Raw genomic sequence first — 21081 nt, forward strand, 5'->3', positions numbered from 1 at the left:
GTGTTTGCCCCCTCTCCCCGCGGGAGAGGGTTGGGGTGAGGGCATCAGCCCGCATTAACCTACTTCTCTTCCACCGCTGGCACATCCGGCCACGCGTGGACCACGGCTTTAATCAGCGTCGCCAGCGGAATGGCGAAGAATACCCCCCAGAATCCCCACAGCCCGCCGAAAATCACCACTGACAGGATAATAACCAGTGGATGCAGGTTAACTGCTTCTGAGAACAGCACCGGTACCAGCAGATTTCCGTCCAGTCCCTGAATAATCAGGTATACGGCGAAACAACTCCAGAACTCCGTACCCAGACCAAACTGGAATAGCGCCACCCCCACAACCGGAATGGTCACCACAAACGCGCCGATATACGGGATCAGAACCGAGAATCCGACCAGCACCGCCAGCAGCAGCGAGTAGTTCAGTCCGAAGATCACGAAGCCAATCCAGGTCGCCACGCCCACCACAATCATCTCCAGCACTTTGCCGCGAATGTAGTTGGTGATCTGCTGGTTCATCTCCTGCCAGACCTGACCGGCGAGACCGCGATTGCGCGGCAGCACGCGGCGTACCGCGTTCAGCATCTGCTCTTTATCTTTGACCAGGAAGAACACCATTAGCGGCACGAGAACAAGGTAAACCGCCAGCGTCAGCAGGCCTACCAGCGAGGCCAGAGAGTATTTCACCACCGAGTCACCCATGGTCATGATGCGGGCGCGCATGTTTTCGGCCATCGCATCGATGATCCCGGCGTCCATCAGCGCAGGATAGCGGCGCGGCAGCGTGGCGGCAAAATCAGACAGTTTATTCAGCATGCCGGGCATATCGCGGATCAGGTAGATCCCCTGTTGCCAGGCGATGGGCATCACCACGAAGGACATCAGCAGCAGAATGCCGACAAACAGCACCAGAACAATGCTGGTCGCCCAGCGGCGGGAACAGCCGATATGTTCCAGACGCGCGGTGGGCCACTCCAGCAGATACGCCAGCACAATTGCCACCAGTAGCGGTGCCAGCAGGCCACTAAAGAAGAACAGGATACCGAATCCGGCAACCAGAATGACCAGCAAAGCAATGGCTTCCGGGTCGCTAAACCGACGCCGATACCACTGCATTAACATTTCGAGCATACAACCCTTCCCTGAATCGAATGGCGGGAGTGAGACGGTGAATTGTATCTAACTGTCACAAAAAAGACTTTCCTTTTTGTTTCACTGTCAGGTTTCGCAAAACCCTGATGAATGGGATTTTCTTCATCTCTTAACACGGCTACACTCGCAGAGCAGCGGAGATGAACGTTATGCGGGTTCATCGGTCAAATTAGCACATCCAACATACAGGACAGTGGTTATGTTCAGGCAGTTGAGAAAAACACTGGTTGCGACACTGATTGCCGCCGTGACGGTGGGTCAGGTGTTGCCCGCTTTCGCTGACTCGTCCGATTCATTGCCGGACATGGGCACCACGGCAGGAAGCACGCTCTCCATCGGGCAGGAGATGCAGATGGGTGATTATTACGTACGCCAGTTGCGCGGCAGTGCTCCGCTGATTAACGACCCATTGCTGGTGCAATACATTAACGGCCTGGGGATGCGTCTGGTGGCGCACGCCGACTCGGTAAAAACGCCCTTCCACTTCTATTTAATCAATAACGACGAAATCAACGCCTTCGCTTTCTTTGGCGGGAACGTGGTACTGCATTCGGCGTTGTTCCGTTATTCCGATAACGAAAGCCAGCTGGCGTCCGTCATGGCGCACGAAATTTCGCACGTCACCCAGCGCCATCTGGCGCGTGCGATGGAAGATCAGAAGCGTAACGCCCCGCTAACCTGGGTGGGCGCGCTGGGCTCTATTCTGCTGGCGATGGCCAGCCCGCAGGCCGGGATGGCGGCGCTTACCGGGACGCTGGCGGGGACGCGTCAGGGGATGATCAGCTTTACCCAGCAGAATGAGCAGGAAGCAGACCGCATCGGCATTCAGGTTTTACAGCGTTCCGGCTTTGACCCGCAGGCCATGCCGAGCTTCCTGGAAAAGCTGCTCGACCAGGCACGCTACTCGTCGCGTCCCCCTGAAATTCTGTTGACCCACCCGCTGCCGGAAAGCCGCCTCTCGGATGCGCGTAACCGTGCCAACCAGATGCGTCCGGTCGTGGTGCAGTCTTCGCAGGATTTCTACATGGCCAAAGTGAGAACGCTTGGCATGTACAACTCCGGACGTAATCAGCTCACCAGCGATCTGCTGGACGCGCTGGCGAAAGGCAACGTGCGCGAGAAGAACGCGGCGCAGTATGGCCAGGCGCTCCAGGCGATGGAGGCCAGCAAATACGATGAAGCGCGGAAAGCGCTACAGCCGCTGCTGGCGTCGGCGCCTGACAATCCGTGGTATCTCGACCTCGCCACCGATATCGATCTGGGGCAGAAAAAAGCGACCGATGCGATTAATCGCCTGAAAGGGGCGAAAGATCTTCGTAACAATCCGGTATTGCAGCTTAACCTGGCGAACGCCTACCTACAGGGCGGCCAGCCCGGCGAGGCGGTGACCATTCTGAACCGCTACACCTTTAACAATAAAGACGACCAGAACGGCTGGGAGCTGCTCGCCCAGGCCCAGGGACAACTGGGTAACCGCGATCAGGAGCTGGCCGCGCGTGCGGAAGGTCTGGCGCTGGCGGGTCGCCTCGATCAGGCCATTTCCCTGCTGAGCAGCGCCAGCTCGCAGGTGAAGCTTGGCAGCCTGCAACAGGCCCGCTACGATGCGCGAATCGACCAGCTGCGCGGCCTGCAACAACGCTTTAAGCCGTACGAGAAGATGTAATAAAGGAGAAGTCATGACAGACGCGGTAAAAATTTACCATAACCCTCGCTGCTCCAAGAGCCGCGAGACGCTGAATCTGCTGAAGTCTAACGGCATCGATCCGGAAGTGGTGCTGTATCTGGAGACGCCGCCGGACGCGCAGACTATCCGCCAGCTGCTGAAGATGCTGAACATGGGCAGCGCACGCGACCTGATGCGTCAGAAAGAAGATCTGTATAAGTCGCTCAATCTGAACGATACCAGTCTCACTGAAGATCGGCTGATTCAGGCGATGGTCGACAATCCAAAGCTGATTGAGCGCCCGATTGTGGTGGCGAACGGCAAGGCGCGTATCGGCCGTCCGCCGGAGGACGTGCTCGGGATCGTCTAATCGTTACGCCGCAGCGCTTCCAGAAACGCCTGCGGCGTACGCTCACCCAGCTTTTTCTGCGCTTTCCCCCGGTTGTAAAATTCACACAGTTGAATCAACAGCTCTCCCATCGGTTCACTGTTCACCCGCGGAATGATTTCGCGTAACGGCACGGTGACCTGAAGGGCGAGATAATACTGTGAATGCACTTTTACGGTGACGTTATGCTCCGGCAAGTTCACTTCCAGCCCAAAAGTCTCAACAGATTGAATATCAGCCGGACAGGCAGCCAGCACCTCGTTCGTCCAGCGGGTCAGCAACTGCGGCGATACGCCAGCATAAAGCCGGGCGTTGCACCAGCCGCTGACGGGTTCACGCGCCCAGAGCAGGTGTTGCTCGCCACCGTCGTCCATATGCAGCGACAGCGGCTGATGATGCAGGAGTAGCTTCTGCGGCATGATACCAGCCTTCAGCGCCTTTTTGCCCTGCAACGGCGCCCCCTTTTGTTTTACCGAAGCCGGTTTGAGGTAGCGGTTCAGGGTCGCGCGGGAAACGGCGATCCCGAGTCCGTCATTCACCAGCAGCAGCAGTTCATCCAGCGGTGCCCCGGTGATATCCCGCAGGGCATTTATCAGTGCCGCCTGCTCTTGTCTCAGCGCTTTGTGTATCACTTTTGGCGTTGTGTGGTTATCCGAAACCTGGTCGCGGTTGCGCCAGCGCCTGACGGTGGTGACCGAGATCCCCAGCTCAACGGCAAGTTCCCTGTCGCTTTTATCTGACTGCTGAAGATAACGACGGATACGCGGCGTAGTGGTGGCGTTGGCATGGAGTTTGATTTCCATCGCGTCCCTCTCCTTAACCAATCTTATGAGATTTATATCAGAGCAGCGAATGCTTTGTGACCGATTTCACCTTTCGCTCGCCGCGCTTCACTGATAATCCACAGACATAACATAAACAACACCCCTCAATCTTGTACGGAGTTCACAATGAACAATGTTCTGGGATTTCTTGAAGCAAAACTGATGCCGCTGGCGGCGAAAACGGCCCAGCAGCGTCATCTTGGGGCCATTCGCGGCGCCTACGTGTCATTCATGCCGTTTATTATCGTCGGCTCTATTCTGCTGGTGATCTCCTCCTTCCCGAATCAGGCCTATCAGCAGTTTATGTCTCAGGCCTTTGGTGAGAGCTGGAGTGCAATTATAGAGATCCCGTTTAACGCGGTGTTCTCAACCATGTCGCTGTTTATCAGCTTCCTGGTGGCCTACCGCCTGGCTGAGCATTATGGTGAGGACCGCATCTCCTGCGGCATCCTGGCGCTGGTCGCGTTTCTGATCCTGACGCCTTTTATCAAAGTGGCGGAAAACGGCGGCATTACCGTGATGCCGGTAGAGTGGATTGGCAGCAAAGGGCTGTTCGTGGCGATGATCGGTTCCCTGCTGTGGACGGAACTGTTCTGCTGGCTGAAGCGCAAAAAGCTGGTCATCAAAATGCCGGACGGCGTGCCTCCGGCGGTGCAGGAGTCGTTCGCGGCCCTGATCCCGGCCCTGCTGGTGATGATTCTGGTGCTGCTTATCCGCATCATCTTTGAAAACACCCACTACCACACCATCCACCAGTTTATTTATGAAGTGGTTGCCACCCCGGTACGCCACTACGGCACCTCTTATTTCGGGGCGCTGATGACCGTATTCAGCATCACCATTCTGTGGTCAGTGGGCATTAACTCCGGTTCGATGATCAACGGGATTATTCGCCCGCTGTGGATGGAGAACCAGACCGACAACATCGCTGCGATCCAGGCGGGAACGACGCCGCCGCACATCATCACCGAACAGTTTTTTGACATGATCTGGATGGGTGGCGCGGGCGCCACGCTGTCGCTGGTGATTGCGATGCTGATTTTCGCCCGCAGCAAAAACATGCGCGAAGTCGCGCGCCTCGGTGCGGGCGCGTCGGTGTTTAACATCAACGAACCGATCCTGTTTGGCCTGCCGGTGATCATGAACCCGATCATGCTCATCCCGTTCAATCTGGTGCCGCTGGTGCTGGTCACCGTGCAGTATGCGGCGATGAAAATTGGTGCGGTCGCCGTCACCACCGGGGTGTTTATCCCCTGGACGCTGCCGCCGGTTATTAGCGGCTTTATCGTCACCGGGCACCTGAGCGGCAGCGTGATGCAGCTGATCAACCTGCTGATTGGCGCCATGCTGTACCTGCCTTTCATGCGTATCCTGGATAAACAGTACCGCGCCGCGGAGCTGACTACCGCTACGCAAACCGACACCACCCTTGCAAAACAGGAGTAAAGCATGTGGGGAATTATCGCAACCTGGCGAATGGCGCTTGAAGGCGTCACGGAGTCTGCGTCTGCGCTGGCTGCGGGCAAACCTGTCGCTCCGGCGGTGGTGGATGCCGTCGCCGCCGTCGAGGACTTTCCGTTTTATAAATCTGTCGGCTACGGCGGGCTGCCCACCGAAAACGGCGAGGTGGAGCTGGACGCGGCCTATATGGACGGCGACACGCTGGCGTTCGGCGCCGTGGGCAATCTGGTGGATATCGCCAACCCGGTGCGCGTGGCGCACGCACTCAGCCGCCAGCGCTATAACAGCCTGCTGGTCGGCCAGGGCGCGCGCGAATGGGCGCTGAGCCAGGGCTTTGCCGACAAACCCATGCTCACGGATCGGGCCATGCAGCACTACCGTAAGCGCTGCCGCGAAACGCTGGACAAGGGGTTAAGCCCCTACGACGGACATGACACCGTCGGCATCATCGGCCTCGATAAACAGGGCTCGATGAGCGTCGCCACTTCCACCAGCGGCCTGTTTATGAAAAAACGCGGTCGCCTCGGCGACTCACCCATCATCGGCTCCGGCTTTTACTGCGACAGCGAAACCGGCGCGGCCACCGCCACGGGCGTCGGTGAAGACCTGATGAAGGGCTGTACCAGCTACGAAATCGTTCGCCGGATGGCGCAAGGGATGACGCCGCAGCAGGCGGCGGATTCGGTCGTGTTCGAACTGGAAGACAAACTGATGTCGCGCTTCGGTCGCGCGGGCGATCTCTCCGTAGTGTGCATGAACAGCAAAGGAGAATTTGGCGCCGCGACCAACATCAAAACCTTCTCGTTTGTGGTGGCGACGGCTCGCCAGCCCCTCACCGTTTTCCGTACTGAACGCCTGCGGGAGAAAACGCACTATCACGCGGTAGATGAGGAGTGGATGCAGGCCTATGCCGCGCGGATCCGCGCACCGATTGAGGAGTCATGATGATCACATACCAGTTTATCAACGCGCTTTCAGACGCGAAGCCGCAAAGCCATTTGATTGCGCGCGCTGACAGTTCCCTGTTACCGGAAAGCGCTCTTGTCGCTGAAATGCGCCAGCAGAGCACCGTCGCGGACGCGCGCTTTGGCTGCGCGCCGTTTGCCCGCATCACCCTTTTGCCGGATGCGCTCTGGCATGACGCCCTGACCGAAGGGTTGCTAACCGCTCTGCGACCGCTGCTTGCCGCCCCCGCCAGCGCCGAACTCGTGCTGGACGTGACGGATATTGACGATGTGGTTCTGGCGCAGGTACTGCGTTATCTCTTTAATCAGACGCACAGGCTCAGTGACCTGAAGCTGAAGAAAACGGACGAAGCGCTGCGTCTTACCTGCATCACTGCCCTCTGCCTGCCGGAACAGCAGGCGAAACTGGAGACAACCTTCCGCCAGCAGCAGGCCATTGCGCTCGGCATGGTCGCGGCGCGACGTCTGGCGGATATACCGTCCGACCGCTGCACGCCGCAGTTTGTGGTGGAAGAGGCGCAAAAACTGTGTGCCGCAAGCCCTGCCCTGCGATGTGAGGTGCTGAACGAAAAGGATATTGTTGAGCAGGGGCTGGGGCTACTGCATGCCGTTGGCAAAGGGGCGACCTGCCCGCCGCGTCTGCTGACGATTCATTATGATGGAGTCAACGACGGCCCGGTGCGCTGCTACGTGGGAAAAGGCATTACCTTTGACACCGGCGGCCTGTGGCTGAAGGAAGGCGCGGGCATGTACACCATGAAATATGACATGTGCGGCGCGGCTAACGTGCTCGGGCTAATGCTGACCGTTGCGGAGCTGAAATTACCCGTGCGCATCATGGGCGTGCTGGCGCTGGCGGAAAACGCCATCGGCCCCGACGCCATGCAGCCCGGCACGGTGGCGATGGCCTGCAACGGCACCACCGTTGAAATCAACAATACCGATGCCGAGGGCCGGCTGGTGCTGGCAGACGCTATCGCCTGGGCGAGTCAGCGCCATCCGCAGGCTCACTATATCATTGATATGGCGACCTTAACCGGAGCGGTGGTGAAAGCGCTGGGGTATGAGCTGAGCGGGCTGATGACCCAGGATGAGCCGTTGCGTCAGGCACTGACGCTCGCGGGCAAACGGAGCGGCGACGAGGTGTGGTCCCTGCCGCTGGATGCGCGGCTGAGAAAGCAAACCGACAGCGCGATTGCCGATCTGTGCAACACGCCGACCAACAACGCGGCGATCAGCGCGTCGGCGGCGTGGCTGCTGCACCACTTTTGCCCGCCGACTATTCCGTGGGCACATCTGGATATCAGCGGGACGGCGCTGTGGCGTGAGAACGGCAGAAGCGTGGCGTCGGGAAGACCGATTCCACTGCTGGTGGGGCACTTGTTGGGGGATCTTTAGCCGGGTGGCGGCTGCGCCTTACCCGGCCTACAAGGTATGACGGGTTTTCGTAGGCCCGGTAAGCGCAGCGCCACCGGGCAAAAAACTCAAAGCTTAAGAATATCTTTCACAAACGGAATGGTTAGCTTGCGCTGCGCGGTAATAGACGCGCGATCGAGCTGATCGAGCGTGTCAAACAGCGTGCGCATTTCCCTGTCCAGGCGTTTAAGCAGGAACCGACCCACGTCCTCCGGCAGCTCAAACCCACGCTGCTTAGCGCGCAGCTGAAGTGCCTGGAGTTTGTCTTCATCCGACAGCGGTTGCAGCTTGTAGATTTGCCCCCAGTCCAGACGAGACGCCAGATCCGGCAGCCCCAGATTGAGCTGGCGCGGCGGACGATCGCCGGTGATCAGCAGCCGGGTTTTGCCCGACTCCAGAATGCGGTTGTAGAGGTTAAAGATCGCCATTTCCCACGGTTCGTCCCCCGCCACGCATTCGATATTATCGATGCAGACCAGGGAGAGATGTTCCATGCCCTCCAGCACCTCAGGCACAAACCAGGTGCGTTTATCCAGCGGCACATAGCCTACCGCGTCACCGCGCGCCGAAAGCTCCGCACAGGCGGCATGCAGCAGGTGGCTGCGTCCCGCGCCTTCGCGTGACCAGATATAGATATATCCGCTGTGTTCCTGGCGCAGCACGTTTTGCAGTGCAGCCAGTAAAGAGGGGTTATCACCCGGCCAGAAACTCGCGAAAGTTTCGTCGTCAGGGAGATAAAGTGGCAGAGAGAGCTGTGCCGGTCCGTTCAGAAATACCTCAACCAGAGATCTTACATAAAATCGGAATGGAGTTTAACACGGAACCTGCAAGGAGAGAACCGGGCGATCCTTCGCCCGGCATGACGATCAATGTGGCGCTTTTTCGCTTTCGTCTGCGTCCAGCACCACCTCTTCCGGGCGGATCACCGAGATCAGCTTGAAAATCAGGCTCAGGCCGACGCCGACGATGGTCGCCAGCGCCATACCCTTCAGCTCTGCCGCGCCGATGTGCACCTTCGCGCCGCTCACGCCGATAATCAGGATAACGGAGGTCAGGATCAGGTTCTGCGCCTTGCTGTAATCCACTTTGGATTCAATCAGCACGCGAATACCGGAGGCACCGATCACCCCGTACAGCAGCAGAGAAACGCCGCCCATCACCGGAACCGGGATAATCTGGATCGCCGCCGCCAGTTTACCAACGCAGGAGAGCAGAATGGCGATGATCGCCGCGCCGCCGATAACCCAGGTGCTGTAGACGCGGGTGATCGCCATTACGCCGATATTCTCACCGTAAGTCGTGTTTGGCGTGGAGCCGAAGAAACCAGAGATGATGGTGGAGAAACCGTTGGCAAACATGGAGCGATGCAGGCCCGGGTCGCGGATCAGGTCGCGCTTCACGATGTTCGCCGTCACCACCAGGTGGCCGACGTGCTCAGCAATCACCACCAGCGCGGCAGGCAGAATGGTGAAAATGGCGAACCATTCAAAGCGCGGGGTGTAGAAGGTTGGCAGCGCGAACCAGTGCGCCTCGGCAATCGGGGTGGTATCCACAACGCCCATCACGAAGGAGAGCGCGTAACCCGCCAGCACGCCGATCAGGATCGGGATAATCGCCATAAAGCCGCGGAACAGGACGGAACCGAATACCGTCACGCCCAGCGTCACCAGCGAAATAATAATGGTTTTGGAATCCGGTGACTGACCGTCCGCAGGCAGCAGCCCGGCCATGTTCGCCGCCACGCCCGCCAGCTCCAGGCCGATGACGGCAACGATGGCCCCCATTGCCGCAGGCGGGAACATCACGTCCAGCCAGCCGGTACCGGCTTTCTTCACGATGAAGGAGACCAGGCAGAACAGCACGCCGCACATGATAAAGCCGCCCAGCGCGACCTCATAACCCAGCGGCAGCAACAGCAGAACCGGGGAGATAAACGCGAAGCTCGACCCGAGATAGGCCGGGATTTTGCCTTTACAGATAAAGAGGTAAAGCAGCGTACCGATGCCGTTGAACAGCAGCACGGTAGCCGGGTTAATGTGAAACAGGATTGGCACCAGCACGGTTGCGCCAAACATGGCGAACAGGTGCTGCAAACTAAGCGGGATTGTCTGTAAAAGCGGCGGTCTTTCACTCACCCCGATAGCACGGCGCGTCATAGTGTTTTCCTCTGAGTGTCATTGTTGGTTTTTATTCAAAAAAAAGCCGACTATCAAAGTCGGCTTCTTTATCGTTATTCGATTATTTAGTACCAAAAATCTTATCGCCGGCATCGCCGAGCCCCGGGATGATGTACCCGTGCTCGTTCAGTCCCTGGTCGACAGACGCGGTATAGAGTTCAACGTCCGGGTGCGCTTTTTCCAGCGCCGCGATACCTTCCGGCGCCGCAACCAGCACCAGCACTTTAATGCTGCTGCATCCCGCTTTTTTCAGCAGGTCGATGGTGGCGATCATCGAACCACCGGTCGCCAGCATCGGGTCAACCACCAGCGCCATACGCTCGTCGATGTTAGAGACCAGCTTCTGGAAATACGGGACCGGCTCAAGCGTCTCTTCGTTACGGTAGATACCCACCACGCTGATACGCGCGCTTGGGACGTGCTCCAGCACGCCTTCCATCATGCCCAGACCCGCACGCAGGATTGGCACCACGGTAATTTTCTTACCTTTGATCTGCTCAACCTGCACCGGGCCGTTCCAGCCTTCGATGGTCACTTTTTCCGTTTCCAGATCAGAGGTCGCTTCGTAGGTCAGCAGGCTACCCACTTCAGAAGCCAGTTCGCGAAAACGCTTCGTGCTGATGTCATGCTCACGCATCAGGCCCAACTTGTGTTTAACGAGTGGGTGTTTCACTTCCACAATCTTCATTCTCTTTCTCCTCTGAGGTGGCATCCGCAAAAAAATCGCGGGATTATACCGCTTTTTTCGGATTGCGCCATACCCATCTTGCTTGACGTATATCAAGCAAAGTGATTTAGAGACAAAAAAACCGGAGGCGAAGCTCCGGCTTGGGTGCGGGTTCTGCCCGGTGGCGCTGCGCTTACGCGGGCCTACGTGTAGTGTAGGTCGGGTAAGCGTTAGCGCCACCCGACAATTACAGGTTATCGCCGTTGCTGGCAATCACCTGCTTATACCAATCGAACGATTTCTTCTTGCTGCGGTTCAGCGTGCCGTTACCTTCGTTATCTTTATCGACAAAGATAAAGCCGTAGCGTTTCTTCATCTCGCCGGTGCCGGCAGAGACCAGGTCGATACAGCCCCACGGCGTGTAGCCCATCAGATCTACGCCGTCTTCCACCACCGCTTTTTTCATCTCGCGGATGTGCGCGGAAAGGTAGTCGATGCGGTACTGGTCATTCACCGTGCCGTCGCTCTCCTGCACGTCGATCGCGCCAAAGCCGTTTTCCACAATAAACAGCGGCAGCTGATAGTGATCCCAGAACCAGTTCAGAGAGTAGCGCAGCCCGACAGGATCGATCTGCCAGCCCCAGTCCGATTTCTGCACGTACGGGTTAGAGACCAGGCTCTTACTTTCGTCGTAGTCCAGCTGCGGGTTGTCCGCCGTCGCCTTGGTGGCGAAAGACATGTAGTAGCTGAACCCGATGTAATCCACGCAGCCCTGCGTCAGCGCCACTTTATCTTCTTCGGTAATATCCAGCGCGAAGCCGCGACGTTCAAAGTAGTTGAGCAGGTGCTGCGGATACTTGCCGCGCACGTGAACGTCGGTGAACCAGTAGCGGCGATGCATGGCGTTCATCGCCATCATCATGTCGTCCGGGGCACAGGTCAGCGGATAGATGGGGCACATGGCAATCATGCAGCCGATTTGCAGTGACGGGTTAATCTCGCGCCCCGCCTTCACCGCCAGGGCACTGGCCACCAGCTCATAGTGCGCCGCCTGGAACATCACCGGCTCGCGATCTTCTCCCGGCGCATATTTCAGCCCGGAGTTGGTAAACGGCGCAAAGTCTTCGTGGAAGTTGGCCTGGTTGTTGATCTCGTTAAAGGTCATCCAGTACTTCACTTTATGCTGGTAGCGCTCAAAAACGACCTTCGCGAAGCGAACAAAGAAGTCGATCAGCTTACGGTTGCGCCAGCCGCCGTATTCCGTCACCAGGTGGAAAGGCATCTCGAAGTGGGAAAGCGTGATCACCGGCTCGATGCCGTGCTTCAGGCACTCGTCAAAAAGATCGTCATAGAATTTGAGTCCCGCTTCGTTCGGCTCCAGCTCGTCGCCTTTCGGGAAGATACGCGTCCAGGCGATGGAGGTGCGGAAGCATTTGAACCCCATCTCGGCAAAGAGTTTGATGTCTTCTTTATAGCGGTGATAGAAGTCGATGGCTTCGTGGTTTGGGTAATTTTTCCCCTCCAGCACGCCGTTGGTGATTTCACGCGGTACCCCGTGGGCGCCTGCCGTCATGACATCGGCAACGCTCACGCCCTTGCCGCCCTCTTTCCAGCCGCCTTCGAGCTGGTGCGCCGCAACGGCCCCACCCCACAGAAAACCTGCTTTAAATCCTGACATTCGCTATCCCTCATTCTGCGTTATTTTCTGCAAAAACAGTTACAGAAACCGGTTTCAGTTTGATGATGTGCAAAGGGGATAGCCGTTGCAAGCAGATCGCCGAAACCGGTTTCATTTTCGTGAACAGAGTCAAGTTTGTTGCCCTGGACAGCCCGCACAGAAAAAAAGATCCCCGCGCCGAGAATAGGCTCGCAAACGTTTGCCTGGACTGTTAGAATTGCGCCGATTTTTCTTACTAGCTATGCAATCGCGTGGGGATTTAAGCCGTGACCAACAAAACTTCTCTCAGCTACAAAGATGCCGGTGTTGATATTGACGCAGGTAATGCGCTGGTTGACCGAATCAAAGGTGTGGTGAAAAAAACCCGCCGCCCGGAAGTGATGGGTGGCCTGGGTGGATTCGGCGCACTGTGCGCGCTGCCGCAAAAATATCGTGAACCTGTGCTGGTCTCGGGTACGGATGGTGTCGGTACAAAACTGCGCCTGGCGATGGATCTTAAGCGTCACGATACGATTGGTATCGATCTGGTGGCGATGTGCGTCAACGACCTGGTGGTACAGGGCGCCGAGCCGCTGTTCTTCCTCGATTACTACGCGACCGGCAAGCTGGACGTGGATACCGCAGCCAGCGTCATTAACGGTATCGCCGAAGGCTGCCTGCAATCCGGCTGTGCGCTGGTCGGCGGTGAAACCGCGGAAATGCCTGGCATGTATCACGGTGAAGATTATGACGTCGCAGGCTTCTGCGTCGGCGTGGTAGAAAAATCAGAAATTATCGACGGCAGCAAAGTGGCTGACGGCGATGTGCTGGTTGCGCTGGCCTCCAGCGGTCCGCACTCCAACGGCTACTCTCTGGTGCGTAAAATCCTCGAAGTGAGCGGTTGCGACCCGCTGACCACCGAGCTGGACGGCAAACCGCTGGCCGATCACCTGCTGGCCCCGACCCGCATCTACGTGAAAAACGTGCTGGAGCTGATTGAGAACGTTGACGTGCACGCCATCGCTCACCTCACCGGCGGCGGCTTCTGGGAAAACATTCCGCGCGTGCTGCCGGACAATACCCAGGCGGTGATCGACGCATCCTCATGGCAGTGGCCGTCCGTCTTCAGCTGGCTGCAAACCGCAGGCAACGTGAGCTCTCACGAAATGTACCGCACCTTTAACTGCGGCGTGGGCATGGTTATCGCCCTGCCCGCCAGCGAAGCGGATAAAGCGGTTAAGCTGCTGACAGAAAAAGGTGAAAACGCGTGGAAAATCGGTACGATTAAAGCTTCCGATTCCGAACAGCGTGTGGTCATTGAATGAAAAACATCGTGGTGCTCATTTCCGGCAACGGAAGCAATTTGCAGGCAATCATAGACGCCTGCAAACAGAAGAAAATCAATGGCACCATTCGGGCAGTATTCAGCAACAAGGCCGATGCATTCGGCCTTGAGCGCGCGCGGGAAGCGAACATTCCTGCGCACGCGCTGGAAGCCAGCCAGTTCGCCGGGCGTGAAGCCTTTGACCGTGAGCTGGTGCAGGAGATTGACGCCTACGCACCTGACGTGGTGGTGCTGGCAGGCTACATGCGCATCCTGAGCCCGGCTTTTGTTGCACACTACGCCGGACGACTGCTCAATATCCACCCTTCCCTGCTGCCAAAATACCCCGGTCTGCACACCCATCGTCAGGTGCTGGAGAACGGCGATGAGGAGCATGGTACCTCCGTGCATTTCGTCACCGACGAGCTGGACGGCGGTCCGGTCATTTTGCAGGCAAAAGTACCGGTCTTTGACGGCGACAACGAAGACGACGTGACCGAACGTGTGCAGACGCAGGAACACGCCATTTATCCGCTGGTGGTAAGCTGGTTTGTCGATGGACGTCTGGAGATGCGCAACGGCGCAGCCTGGCTGGACGGCGTGAAGTTGCCCCCGCAGGGTTATGCGGCTGAAGAGTAGTCTGTTTGAATTGCCCGGCGGCGCTTCGCTTGCACGGGCCTACGGTCCCGTAGGTCGTGGTAAGCGCAGCGCCACCCGACACCCCCTCCCCCAACCCTCTAAATTCCCCAACAAAAAAATAACTGTCATACTTTTCTGGCACTGTTGGACATATCGTGGAAATGCTCGCCATAATAAGGACGAGACGGATTTACCACGTCCTGTGATTGAACTGGAGTGTGAGCTGTAATGGGTCAGGAAAAGTTATACATCGAGAAAGAGCTAAGCTGGTTAGCATTCAACGAACGTGTACTTCAGGAAGCGGCCGATAAAAGCAACCCGCTGATTGAACGTATGCGTTTTTTAGGCATCTATTCCAACAATCTGGATGAGTTCTACAAGGTTCGCTTCGCCGAACTGAAACGCCGAATCATCATCAGCGAAGAACAGGGCTTAAACTCCCACTCGCGGCATCTGCTTGGAAAAATCCAGTCTCGCGTCATGAAAGCCGATCAGGAATTTGATGGCCTCTATAACGAGCTGCTGCTGGAAATGGCACGCAACCAAATCTTCCTGATCAACGAACGCCAGCTCTCCGCGAATCAGCAAAACTGGCTGCGCCACTATTTCAAACATTATCTGCGCCAGCACATTACCCCGATTCTGATCAACCGTGAAACCGATCTGGTGCAGTTCCTGAAAGATGATTACACCTATCTGGCGGTAGAAATCATTCGTGGTGAGACCATTAACTACGCGTTGCTGGAAATACCGTCTGATAAAGTCCCACGCTTTGTAAACCTGCCGCCGGAAACCCCGCGCCGGCGTAAGCCGATGATCCTGCTGGATAACATCCTGCGCTACTGCCTGGACGATATCTTCAAAGGCTTCTTCGATTACGACGCGCTCAACGCCTACTCGATGAAGATGACCCGTGACGCCGAGTACGATCTGGTGCATGAGATGGAGGCCAGCATGATGGAGCTGATGTCTTCCAGCCTCAAGCAGCGCCTGACGGCGGAGCCGGTGCGGTTTGTCTATCAACGCGATATGCCGGACGCGATGGTGGAGATGCTGCGCGATAAGCTGACCATCTCCCGCTACGACTCCATTATCCCCGGTGGGCGTTACCACAACTTTAAAGATTTCATTGGCTTCCCGAACGTCGGCAAGGCCAATCTGGTGAACAAACCGCTGCCGCGCCTGCGCCATATCTGGTTCGATAAGTTCCGCAACGGGTTCGACGCCATCCGCGAACGGGATGTGCTGCTCTACTATCCGTATCACACCTTTGAACACGTGCTGGAATTGCTGCGTCAGGCCTCGTTCGATCCGAACGTGCTGGCGATTAAAATCAACATTTATCGCGTGGCGAAAGATTCCCGCATCATCGATGCGATGATCCACGCGGCGCACAACGGCAAGAAAGTGACCGTGGTGGTTGAGCTCCAGGCTCGCTTCGACGAGGAGGCCAACATCCACTGGGCGCGCCGACTGACGGAAGCGGGCGTACACGTCATCTTCTCCGCACCGGGGCTGAAAATTCACGCCAAATTGTTCCTGATCTCCCGTAAGGAGGGCGACGACGTGGTGCGCTACGCCCATATCGGTACCGGGAACTTTAACGAGAAAACCGCGAGAATCTACACCGACTATTCGCTGCTGACTGCCGATGCCCGCATCACCAACGAAGTGCGTCGGGTGTTCAACTTCATTGAGAACCCGTACCGCCCGGTGAGCTTCGATTATCTGCTGGTGTCACCGCAGAACTCACGCCGCCTGCTGTACGATATGATCGACAAAGAGATTGCCAATGCGCAGAACGGCTTGTCGTCCGGCATCACGCTGAAGCTCAACAATCTGGTGGACAAAGGGCTGGTGGACCGCCTGTACGCGGCCTCCAGCTCCGGCGTTCCGGTAAATCTGCTCATTCGCGGCATGTGCTCGCTCATTCCGGAACTGGAAGGCATCAGCGACAATATCCGCGTGATCAGCATTGTGGATCGCTATCTTGAACACGATCGCGTCTATATTTTCGATAACGCCGGTGATAAGCGCGTATACCTCTCGTCCGCCGACTGGATGACGCGTAACATTGATTACCGTATTGAAGTGGCGGCACCGCTGCTGGATCCTCGCCTGAAGCAGCGTATCCTGGACATTATCGAGATCCTGTTCAGCGATACGGTGAAAGCACGTTATATCGACAAAGAACTCAGTAATCGCTATGTACCGCGCGGCAATCGCCGTAAAGTGCGCTCGCAGCTGGCGATTTACGATTACATTAAATCACTTGAGCAATCCGATTAACCTATGCCAATAAACGATAATACCCCACGCCCGCAGGAGTTCGCCGCGGTCGATCTTGGCTCAAACAGTTTCCATATGGTCATCGCCCGCGAGGTGGATGGCGCGATGCAGATCATCGGTCGTCTGAAGCAGCGTGTGCATCTGGCCGATGGACTCGACGCGCGTAACATGCTGAGCGAAGAGGCCATGGAGCGCGGGCTGAACTGTCTGTCGCTGTTCGCAGAACGTTTGCAAGGCTTTTCGCCGTCCAGCGTCTGCATCGTCGGGACGCATACGCTACGCCAGGCGCTGAACGCGCCGGAGTTTCTTAAGCGCGCGGAAAAGGTTATCCCCTACCCGATTGAGATCATCTCCGGTAACGAAGAAGCGCGCCTGATTTTTATGGGCGTGGAGCATACGCAGCCGGAAAAAGGCCGCAAGCTGGTGATTGATATCGGCGGTGGTTCCACGGAACTGGTGATTGGCGAAGACTTCGAGCCGCGTCTGGTGGAAAGCCGCCGTATGGGCTGCGTCAGCTTCGCGCAGATGTATTTCCCGGGCGGCGTCATCACCCGCGAAAACTTCCAGCGCGCGCGCATGGCCGCCGTACAAAAACTGGAAAATCTGGCCTGGCAATACCGTATTCAGGGCTGGAACGTGGCGCTGGGCGCATCGGGTTCGATTAAAGCGGCCCATGAAGTGCTGCTGGCAATGGGTGAAAAAGACGGCTTTATTACGCCTGAGCGCCTGGTGAAACTCACCGAAGAGGTGCTTAAGCATAAGAGCTTCGACGCCCTGAGTCTGCCGGGTCTGTCCGACGAACGTAAAGCCGTGTTCGTACCGGGGCTGGCGATCCTCTGCGGCGTGTTTGACGCGCTGGCGATCAAAGAGCTGCGCCTCTCTGACGGCGCCCTGCGTGAAGGCGTGCTGTATGAGATGGAAGGCCGTTTCCGTCATCAGGATATTCGCAGCCGCACCGCGCAGAGCCTGGCCAACCAGTACAACATTGACCGCGAACAGGCGAAACGGGTGCTCGAAACCACGGTTCAGATGTACGAGCAGTGGGAGGAGCAGAATCCGAAGCTGGCGCATCCGCAGCTGGCCGCGCTGTTGAAATGGGCCGCCATGTTGCACGAGGTGGGGCTGAACATTAACCACAGCGGAATGCATCGCCATTCAGCCTATATTCTGCAAAACAGCGATCTGCCTGGTTTCAACCAGGAGCAGCAAACCATGATGGCGACGCTGGTGCGCTATCACCGCAAAGCCATCAAGCTCGACGATCTGCCGCGCTTTACGTTATTTAAGAAAAAGCAGTTCCTGCCGCTCATTCAGCTGTTGCGCCTGGGCGTGTTGCTCAATAATCAGCGACAGGCAACCACCACGCCGCCGACGCTGAAGCTAAAAACGGATGACTATCACTGGACGCTGAGCTTCCCGCACGACTGGTTTAGCCAGAACGCGCTGGTGCTGCTGGATCTGGAAAAAGAGCAGCAGTATTGGGAAGCGGTCACCGGCTGGCTGTTGAAGATTGAAGAAGAGAGTTCTGAGGCGGCAGCGTAACGGCTCAGGCGCTCTCCTGAGAAGGCTGCGTGTTGAGCAACGTATCAAGCTCAGCCGGCAACCCAATCAAATAGCCCTGCACATAATCGATACCTAGCGCGTGCACCGCGCTACGTATCTCTTCCGTTTCCACATATTCCGCCACCACCAGCATTTTCTTCATCCGGGCCAGATGGCAAATGGAAGCCACAATCTGGTAATCCAGGCTGTTGCTGACAATATTGCGAATAAAACCGCCATCGATTTTGAGAATGTCTGCGTCCACGCTTTTTAACCGCGCATAGCTGGCGTAGCCCGTGCCAAAATCATCAATGGCGATCCGGATGCCCATTTTTTGTAATTTCCTGAGGGTCGACGCCGCCAGATCCGCATGACCAAAGGCGCTGCTTTCGGTCACTTCAAAGATCAGTTGCCACGCTTCAACGGCGTATTTGGCTAACAGGCGGCTCACTTCAAGCGGGAACTGCGCCCTGTAGGCGGTAGAAGGTGCGAGGTTGATCGCAAAGCGCTGGCCCGGCAAACGCTGGCGTTGCTGTGCCAGAAAACTCAACGTACGCTCCAGTACCCATAAATCAACACGCGACGATAACCCAAACTCCTGTGCAATGGGCAGGAACTGCTCGGGAAAGATCAGCGCCCCGTTATCATCACGCATTCGCAGCAGCACCTCGTGATAATAATCACCGCGCAGCCCGCGAACGGGCTGAACCAGCAGGGTAAAAGCGTCCTGCTCCAGCGCGGCCTGCAAACGACTCATCATCGCGACCTTATCTTTCAGGCTACGCTGCAAATGAACAGCCCCGCGCTGCTGAAGATTTTCCGGGTGGTTGGTAGAAAGGGAGAGATCGGCCACGATGCCCAGTTCCCCCAGCACCAGATAGAGATGATTGACGGGTGAGCGTACATAGCAATAGCTCACGCCGACCTGAGGCTGTACCGGCATACCATCCCAGATAAAAACAAACTGCTTGATATGCTCGTCCAGCGTTTCAATGCGCTGTTGATGCGACTCCGCCTCCAGACGCACCGCCATGTCATACCCGGTGAGGTGATAGACTCGCTCATTGGGCTGAAGGGTACCGTTTATCCATTGCGCCAGCTGCTGTTTATACTGGATCCGCAGCATCACGCCGTAATTGCGTCCCAGCACCTCCAGCTCGGGCACGCGCAGTAAACAGAGCGCTGACCACGGATGACTGGCCAGCTCGCGCGACAGCGCCCGCAGGTTGGGCATATGCACCACCGGATCGAGAAAAGCCTGACTGCGGGAGCGAATATTGATGGCCCGCTGACGTGTCGCCAGCATCGACATGTACGTCACAACGAAGGAAAAGACCAGATAGCTGGATGAGGTGATCGCCAGCTGAATGCCATACCCCTCTTGCACCGGAATGTAGTGATAAAAAAAGTGAATCGACACCAGCAGGACCGGCGTCCAGATGAGTGACATCAGCTTGTAGCCAAAGCGCATCGCCCCCCAGAGCATCACGGGCATCAGCAGGGACAAGGTGTAGTTGGTACTGAAAATGGAACTGTTTGCATTCATGGGCAGCAGCAGCATGACCAGCAACCCGCCCAGGGCTAAAAACCACACCACAAACTCAAAGGCCGTCACCTTTTTGTCTATTTGCGCGCGGAGCTGGGACATCAGTCCCTTGATATAGCGCGGATGACGTATCAGGCGGATCAGCAGGTAGCTTAGCGGCACGCCCGTCAGCCCGCTCACCAGCAGCCCCTGATAGTTAATAAGGGTCCGAATATTGAGGGGATTCAGTCCTGCGAGGCTCTGGCGGCTCTCATAGACGCCGAGATAGACCGCAAACTGAAACAGCAGCAGAAATAGCGTTGCCGGGCAAAACACCTGCCAGAAAATACGCTGCCCCATCAGGCGTATGTCACCGTAAGCGGTCATATTGCGCCGGGGCGCAAACACGCGATAACCGCCCCAGCTGAGCACCAGAGGAACGATAAAATGCAGAATGCCGGCCATGGCTTCAAATAACCCAACGGAGGGGTAATAACGTAAAAACAGCGACACCACCACCCCGGGGAGGGCTTCCAGGCCAAAGAATAACATCAGCGTCAGCAAAAAGGAGAGCGGGAGATAATAGAGCGCAACGATACCGTCGCCCAACTGCGTTAAGGTATTAGCCACACTAAGCACCGGGAGTAACACGACGGGTAAAATAAGAGGAAGTGCCCACCAGCGGTCTTTATTTTGCTTCAGGATGTGGTGAATATTCATAGATGCTCGTTTACAACCCTTGCGCTCCAGAGGGTAAATGAAGACAGGCATCCAACCTGACGTACACGTTGCCTGGAAAATTCCTGGCAAGCACAGTGGAGGAGGGATTTTAAATATCAACGACGGGATGCGGTTGACCTAAATCAAATTAATTTATCTGAATAAACCTTTCTTACGTTTTTTTTGAGTATTTTTCCTGTAATTATCAATGCGATAAATAAAATTGTTGTTTTTAATAACATAAATTAATGTAAGCATTGACGCTATTTTACATTTCGCCGAATTGACCCTGACTTGCGGCTGTGCCTTAATAGCCGTATCGCCCAAAAGGGTATACTCAGGAAAAGAAAGTGAGTCAGGCTACGCGTATGCGAAAACGACATCGATTTAACACCCGGATGACCCGCATCATACTGCTCATCAGTTTCCTGTTTTTCTTTGGCCGCTTTGTTTATTCCTCCATTGGCGCCTGGTATCACCATCAGGACAAAATTCAGTCGCAGCAATCAGGTCTTGTGGTGGATTCGCCCGAGCGCTAAAGCGTGTTCGCTCCCGGCAGACAAACTGTATCGCACTGTATCCCGAGCGCTACGCTGACAAACCGGTACAAAACGCCCGCAAAAGCAAACATCCCCGATACATAAAAATGGTCTTCTGTGTCCCTCGCTATAATGAACTA

General features: G+C 56.5%; 17 protein-coding genes. 10 read left to right on the top strand and 7 right to left on the bottom strand.

What is annotated here, in order from left to right:
- Nucleotides 1–59 precede the first annotated feature (59 nt).
- On the bottom strand, nucleotides 60–1124 hold the full coding sequence (locus tag IM290_RS15990; RefSeq protein WP_003860546.1) for an AI-2E family transporter: 1065 nt from the start codon (nucleotides 1122–1124) through the stop codon (nucleotides 60–62).
- Nucleotides 1125–1344: 220 nt separating this feature from the next.
- Here IM290_RS15990 and bepA point away from each other — a divergent pair, with 220 nt between their 5' ends.
- Both bepA and arsC read left to right on the top strand, forming a co-directional pair.
- A complete protein-coding gene (gene bepA, locus IM290_RS15995) occupies nucleotides 1345–2808 on the top strand; it encodes a beta-barrel assembly-enhancing protease (protein WP_193042346.1) in 1464 nt (487 codons plus the stop codon).
- 13 nt (nucleotides 2809–2821) lie between these two features.
- Entirely contained in the window at nucleotides 2822–3178 is a 357-nt protein-coding gene (gene arsC, locus IM290_RS16000) for an arsenate reductase (glutaredoxin) (RefSeq protein WP_003860549.1), read from the top strand.
- Here the strand turns inward: arsC and IM290_RS16005 are convergent.
- Entirely contained in the window at nucleotides 3175–3999 is an 825-nt protein-coding gene (locus tag IM290_RS16005; RefSeq protein WP_193042347.1) for an XRE family transcriptional regulator, read from the bottom strand. The genes arsC and IM290_RS16005 overlap by 4 nt on opposite strands.
- A 147-nt stretch (nucleotides 4000–4146) precedes the next feature.
- Between IM290_RS16005 and celB the strand changes: the two genes are divergently transcribed.
- From celB to IM290_RS16020, 3 genes are read left to right on the top strand one after another with little or no spacing between them, the layout of a single operon-like run.
- On the top strand, nucleotides 4147–5466 hold the full coding sequence (gene celB, locus IM290_RS16010; RefSeq protein WP_032619279.1) for a PTS cellobiose transporter subunit IIC: 1320 nt from the start codon (nucleotides 4147–4149) through the stop codon (nucleotides 5464–5466).
- Nucleotides 5467–5469: 3 nt separating this feature from the next.
- A complete protein-coding gene (locus IM290_RS16015; RefSeq protein ID WP_193042348.1) occupies nucleotides 5470–6426 on the top strand; it encodes a N(4)-(beta-N-acetylglucosaminyl)-L-asparaginase in 957 nt (318 codons plus the stop codon).
- Complete coding sequence (locus tag IM290_RS16020) at nucleotides 6426–7844, top strand: M17 family metallopeptidase (protein WP_193042375.1); 1419 nt, start codon at nucleotides 6426–6428, stop codon at nucleotides 7842–7844. The genes IM290_RS16015 and IM290_RS16020 overlap by 1 nt, the downstream gene beginning before the upstream one ends.
- A gap of 86 nt (nucleotides 7845–7930) precedes the next feature.
- Here IM290_RS16020 and IM290_RS16025 read toward each other — a convergent pair whose 3' ends face one another.
- From IM290_RS16025 to IM290_RS16040, 4 genes are all read right to left on the bottom strand, one after another.
- On the bottom strand, nucleotides 7931–8632 hold the full coding sequence (locus IM290_RS16025; protein WP_166792068.1) for a DnaA inactivator Hda: 702 nt from the start codon (nucleotides 8630–8632) through the stop codon (nucleotides 7931–7933).
- A 96-nt stretch (nucleotides 8633–8728) separates the two neighbouring features.
- A complete protein-coding gene (gene uraA, locus IM290_RS16030) occupies nucleotides 8729–10018 on the bottom strand; it encodes a uracil permease (protein ID WP_017692944.1) in 1290 nt (429 codons plus the stop codon).
- An 82-nt stretch (nucleotides 10019–10100) separates the two neighbouring features.
- Nucleotides 10101–10727 (bottom strand): uracil phosphoribosyltransferase, encoded by a 627-nt coding sequence (gene upp / locus IM290_RS16035; RefSeq protein WP_003860560.1) that lies wholly within the window; start codon nucleotides 10725–10727, stop codon nucleotides 10101–10103.
- A gap of 226 nt (nucleotides 10728–10953) precedes the next feature.
- Nucleotides 10954–12384, bottom strand: coding sequence for a 6-phospho-beta-glucosidase (locus IM290_RS16040; protein WP_015572190.1), 1431 nt, complete (start codon nucleotides 12382–12384; stop codon nucleotides 10954–10956).
- Nucleotides 12385–12650: 266 nt separating this feature from the next.
- On the opposite strand from IM290_RS16040, the gene purM reads away from it, so the two are divergent.
- The 4 genes from purM (at nucleotide 12651) to ppx (ending at nucleotide 18157) form a co-directional block, all read left to right on the top strand.
- On the top strand, nucleotides 12651–13688 hold the full coding sequence (gene purM, locus IM290_RS16045) for a phosphoribosylformylglycinamidine cyclo-ligase (protein WP_193042349.1): 1038 nt from the start codon (nucleotides 12651–12653) through the stop codon (nucleotides 13686–13688).
- Nucleotides 13685–14326, top strand: coding sequence for a phosphoribosylglycinamide formyltransferase (gene purN / locus IM290_RS16050; protein ID WP_006811493.1), 642 nt, complete (start codon nucleotides 13685–13687; stop codon nucleotides 14324–14326). The genes purM and purN overlap by 4 nt, the downstream gene beginning before the upstream one ends.
- A gap of 228 nt (nucleotides 14327–14554) precedes the next feature.
- Nucleotides 14555–16615 (top strand): polyphosphate kinase 1, encoded by a 2061-nt coding sequence (gene ppk1, locus IM290_RS16055; RefSeq protein ID WP_015572188.1) that lies wholly within the window; start codon nucleotides 14555–14557, stop codon nucleotides 16613–16615.
- 3 nt (nucleotides 16616–16618) lie between these two features.
- A complete protein-coding gene (ppx, locus tag IM290_RS16060) occupies nucleotides 16619–18157 on the top strand; it encodes an exopolyphosphatase (RefSeq protein WP_003860570.1) in 1539 nt (512 codons plus the stop codon).
- A gap of 4 nt (nucleotides 18158–18161) precedes the next feature.
- Here the strand turns inward: ppx and IM290_RS16065 are convergent, their stop codons facing one another.
- Nucleotides 18162–20402: an EAL domain-containing protein gene (locus IM290_RS16065; protein ID WP_193042350.1), complete on the bottom strand. Its 2241-nt coding sequence runs from the start codon at nucleotides 20400–20402 to the stop codon at nucleotides 18162–18164.
- A 368-nt stretch (nucleotides 20403–20770) separates the two neighbouring features.
- On the opposite strand from IM290_RS16065, the gene IM290_RS16070 reads away from it, so the two are divergent.
- Complete coding sequence (locus tag IM290_RS16070) at nucleotides 20771–20941, top strand: YfgG family protein (RefSeq protein ID WP_017383512.1); 171 nt, start codon at nucleotides 20771–20773, stop codon at nucleotides 20939–20941.
- Nucleotides 20942–21081 lie beyond the last annotated feature (140 nt).

Source organism: Enterobacter cloacae complex sp. S1 (genome assembly GCF_014930525.1).
GTDB classification, from domain to species: Bacteria; Pseudomonadota; Gammaproteobacteria; order Enterobacterales; family Enterobacteriaceae; genus Enterobacter; species Enterobacter hormaechei_C.

What these genes read in the sequence shown, in the direction of transcription:
- IM290_RS15990 (WP_003860546.1), bottom strand. Translation starts at nt 1,124, where the DNA reads ATGCTCGAAATGTTAATGCAGTGGTATCGGCGTCGGTTTAGCGACCCG.
- bepA (WP_193042346.1), top strand. Translation starts at nt 1,345, where the DNA reads ATGTTCAGGCAGTTGAGAAAAACACTGGTTGCGACACTGATTGCCGCC.
- arsC (WP_003860549.1), top strand. Translation starts at nt 2,822, where the DNA reads ATGACAGACGCGGTAAAAATTTACCATAACCCTCGCTGCTCCAAGAGC.
- IM290_RS16005 (WP_193042347.1), bottom strand. Translation starts at nt 3,999, where the DNA reads ATGGAAATCAAACTCCATGCCAACGCCACCACTACGCCGCGTATCCGT.
- celB (WP_032619279.1), top strand. Translation starts at nt 4,147, where the DNA reads ATGAACAATGTTCTGGGATTTCTTGAAGCAAAACTGATGCCGCTGGCG.
- IM290_RS16015 (WP_193042348.1), top strand. Translation starts at nt 5,470, where the DNA reads ATGTGGGGAATTATCGCAACCTGGCGAATGGCGCTTGAAGGCGTCACG.
- IM290_RS16020 (WP_193042375.1), top strand. Translation starts at nt 6,426, where the DNA reads ATGATCACATACCAGTTTATCAACGCGCTTTCAGACGCGAAGCCGCAA.
- uraA (WP_017692944.1), bottom strand. Translation starts at nt 10,018, where the DNA reads ATGACGCGCCGTGCTATCGGGGTGAGTGAAAGACCGCCGCTTTTACAG.
- upp (WP_003860560.1), bottom strand. Translation starts at nt 10,727, where the DNA reads ATGAAGATTGTGGAAGTGAAACACCCACTCGTTAAACACAAGTTGGGC.
- IM290_RS16040 (WP_015572190.1), bottom strand. Translation starts at nt 12,384, where the DNA reads ATGTCAGGATTTAAAGCAGGTTTTCTGTGGGGTGGGGCCGTTGCGGCG.
- purN (WP_006811493.1), top strand. Translation starts at nt 13,685, where the DNA reads ATGAAAAACATCGTGGTGCTCATTTCCGGCAACGGAAGCAATTTGCAG.
- ppk1 (WP_015572188.1), top strand. Translation starts at nt 14,555, where the DNA reads ATGGGTCAGGAAAAGTTATACATCGAGAAAGAGCTAAGCTGGTTAGCA.
- ppx (WP_003860570.1), top strand. Translation starts at nt 16,619, where the DNA reads ATGCCAATAAACGATAATACCCCACGCCCGCAGGAGTTCGCCGCGGTC.
- IM290_RS16065 (WP_193042350.1), bottom strand. Translation starts at nt 20,402, where the DNA reads ATGAATATTCACCACATCCTGAAGCAAAATAAAGACCGCTGGTGGGCA.
- IM290_RS16070 (WP_017383512.1), top strand. Translation starts at nt 20,771, where the DNA reads ATGCGAAAACGACATCGATTTAACACCCGGATGACCCGCATCATACTG.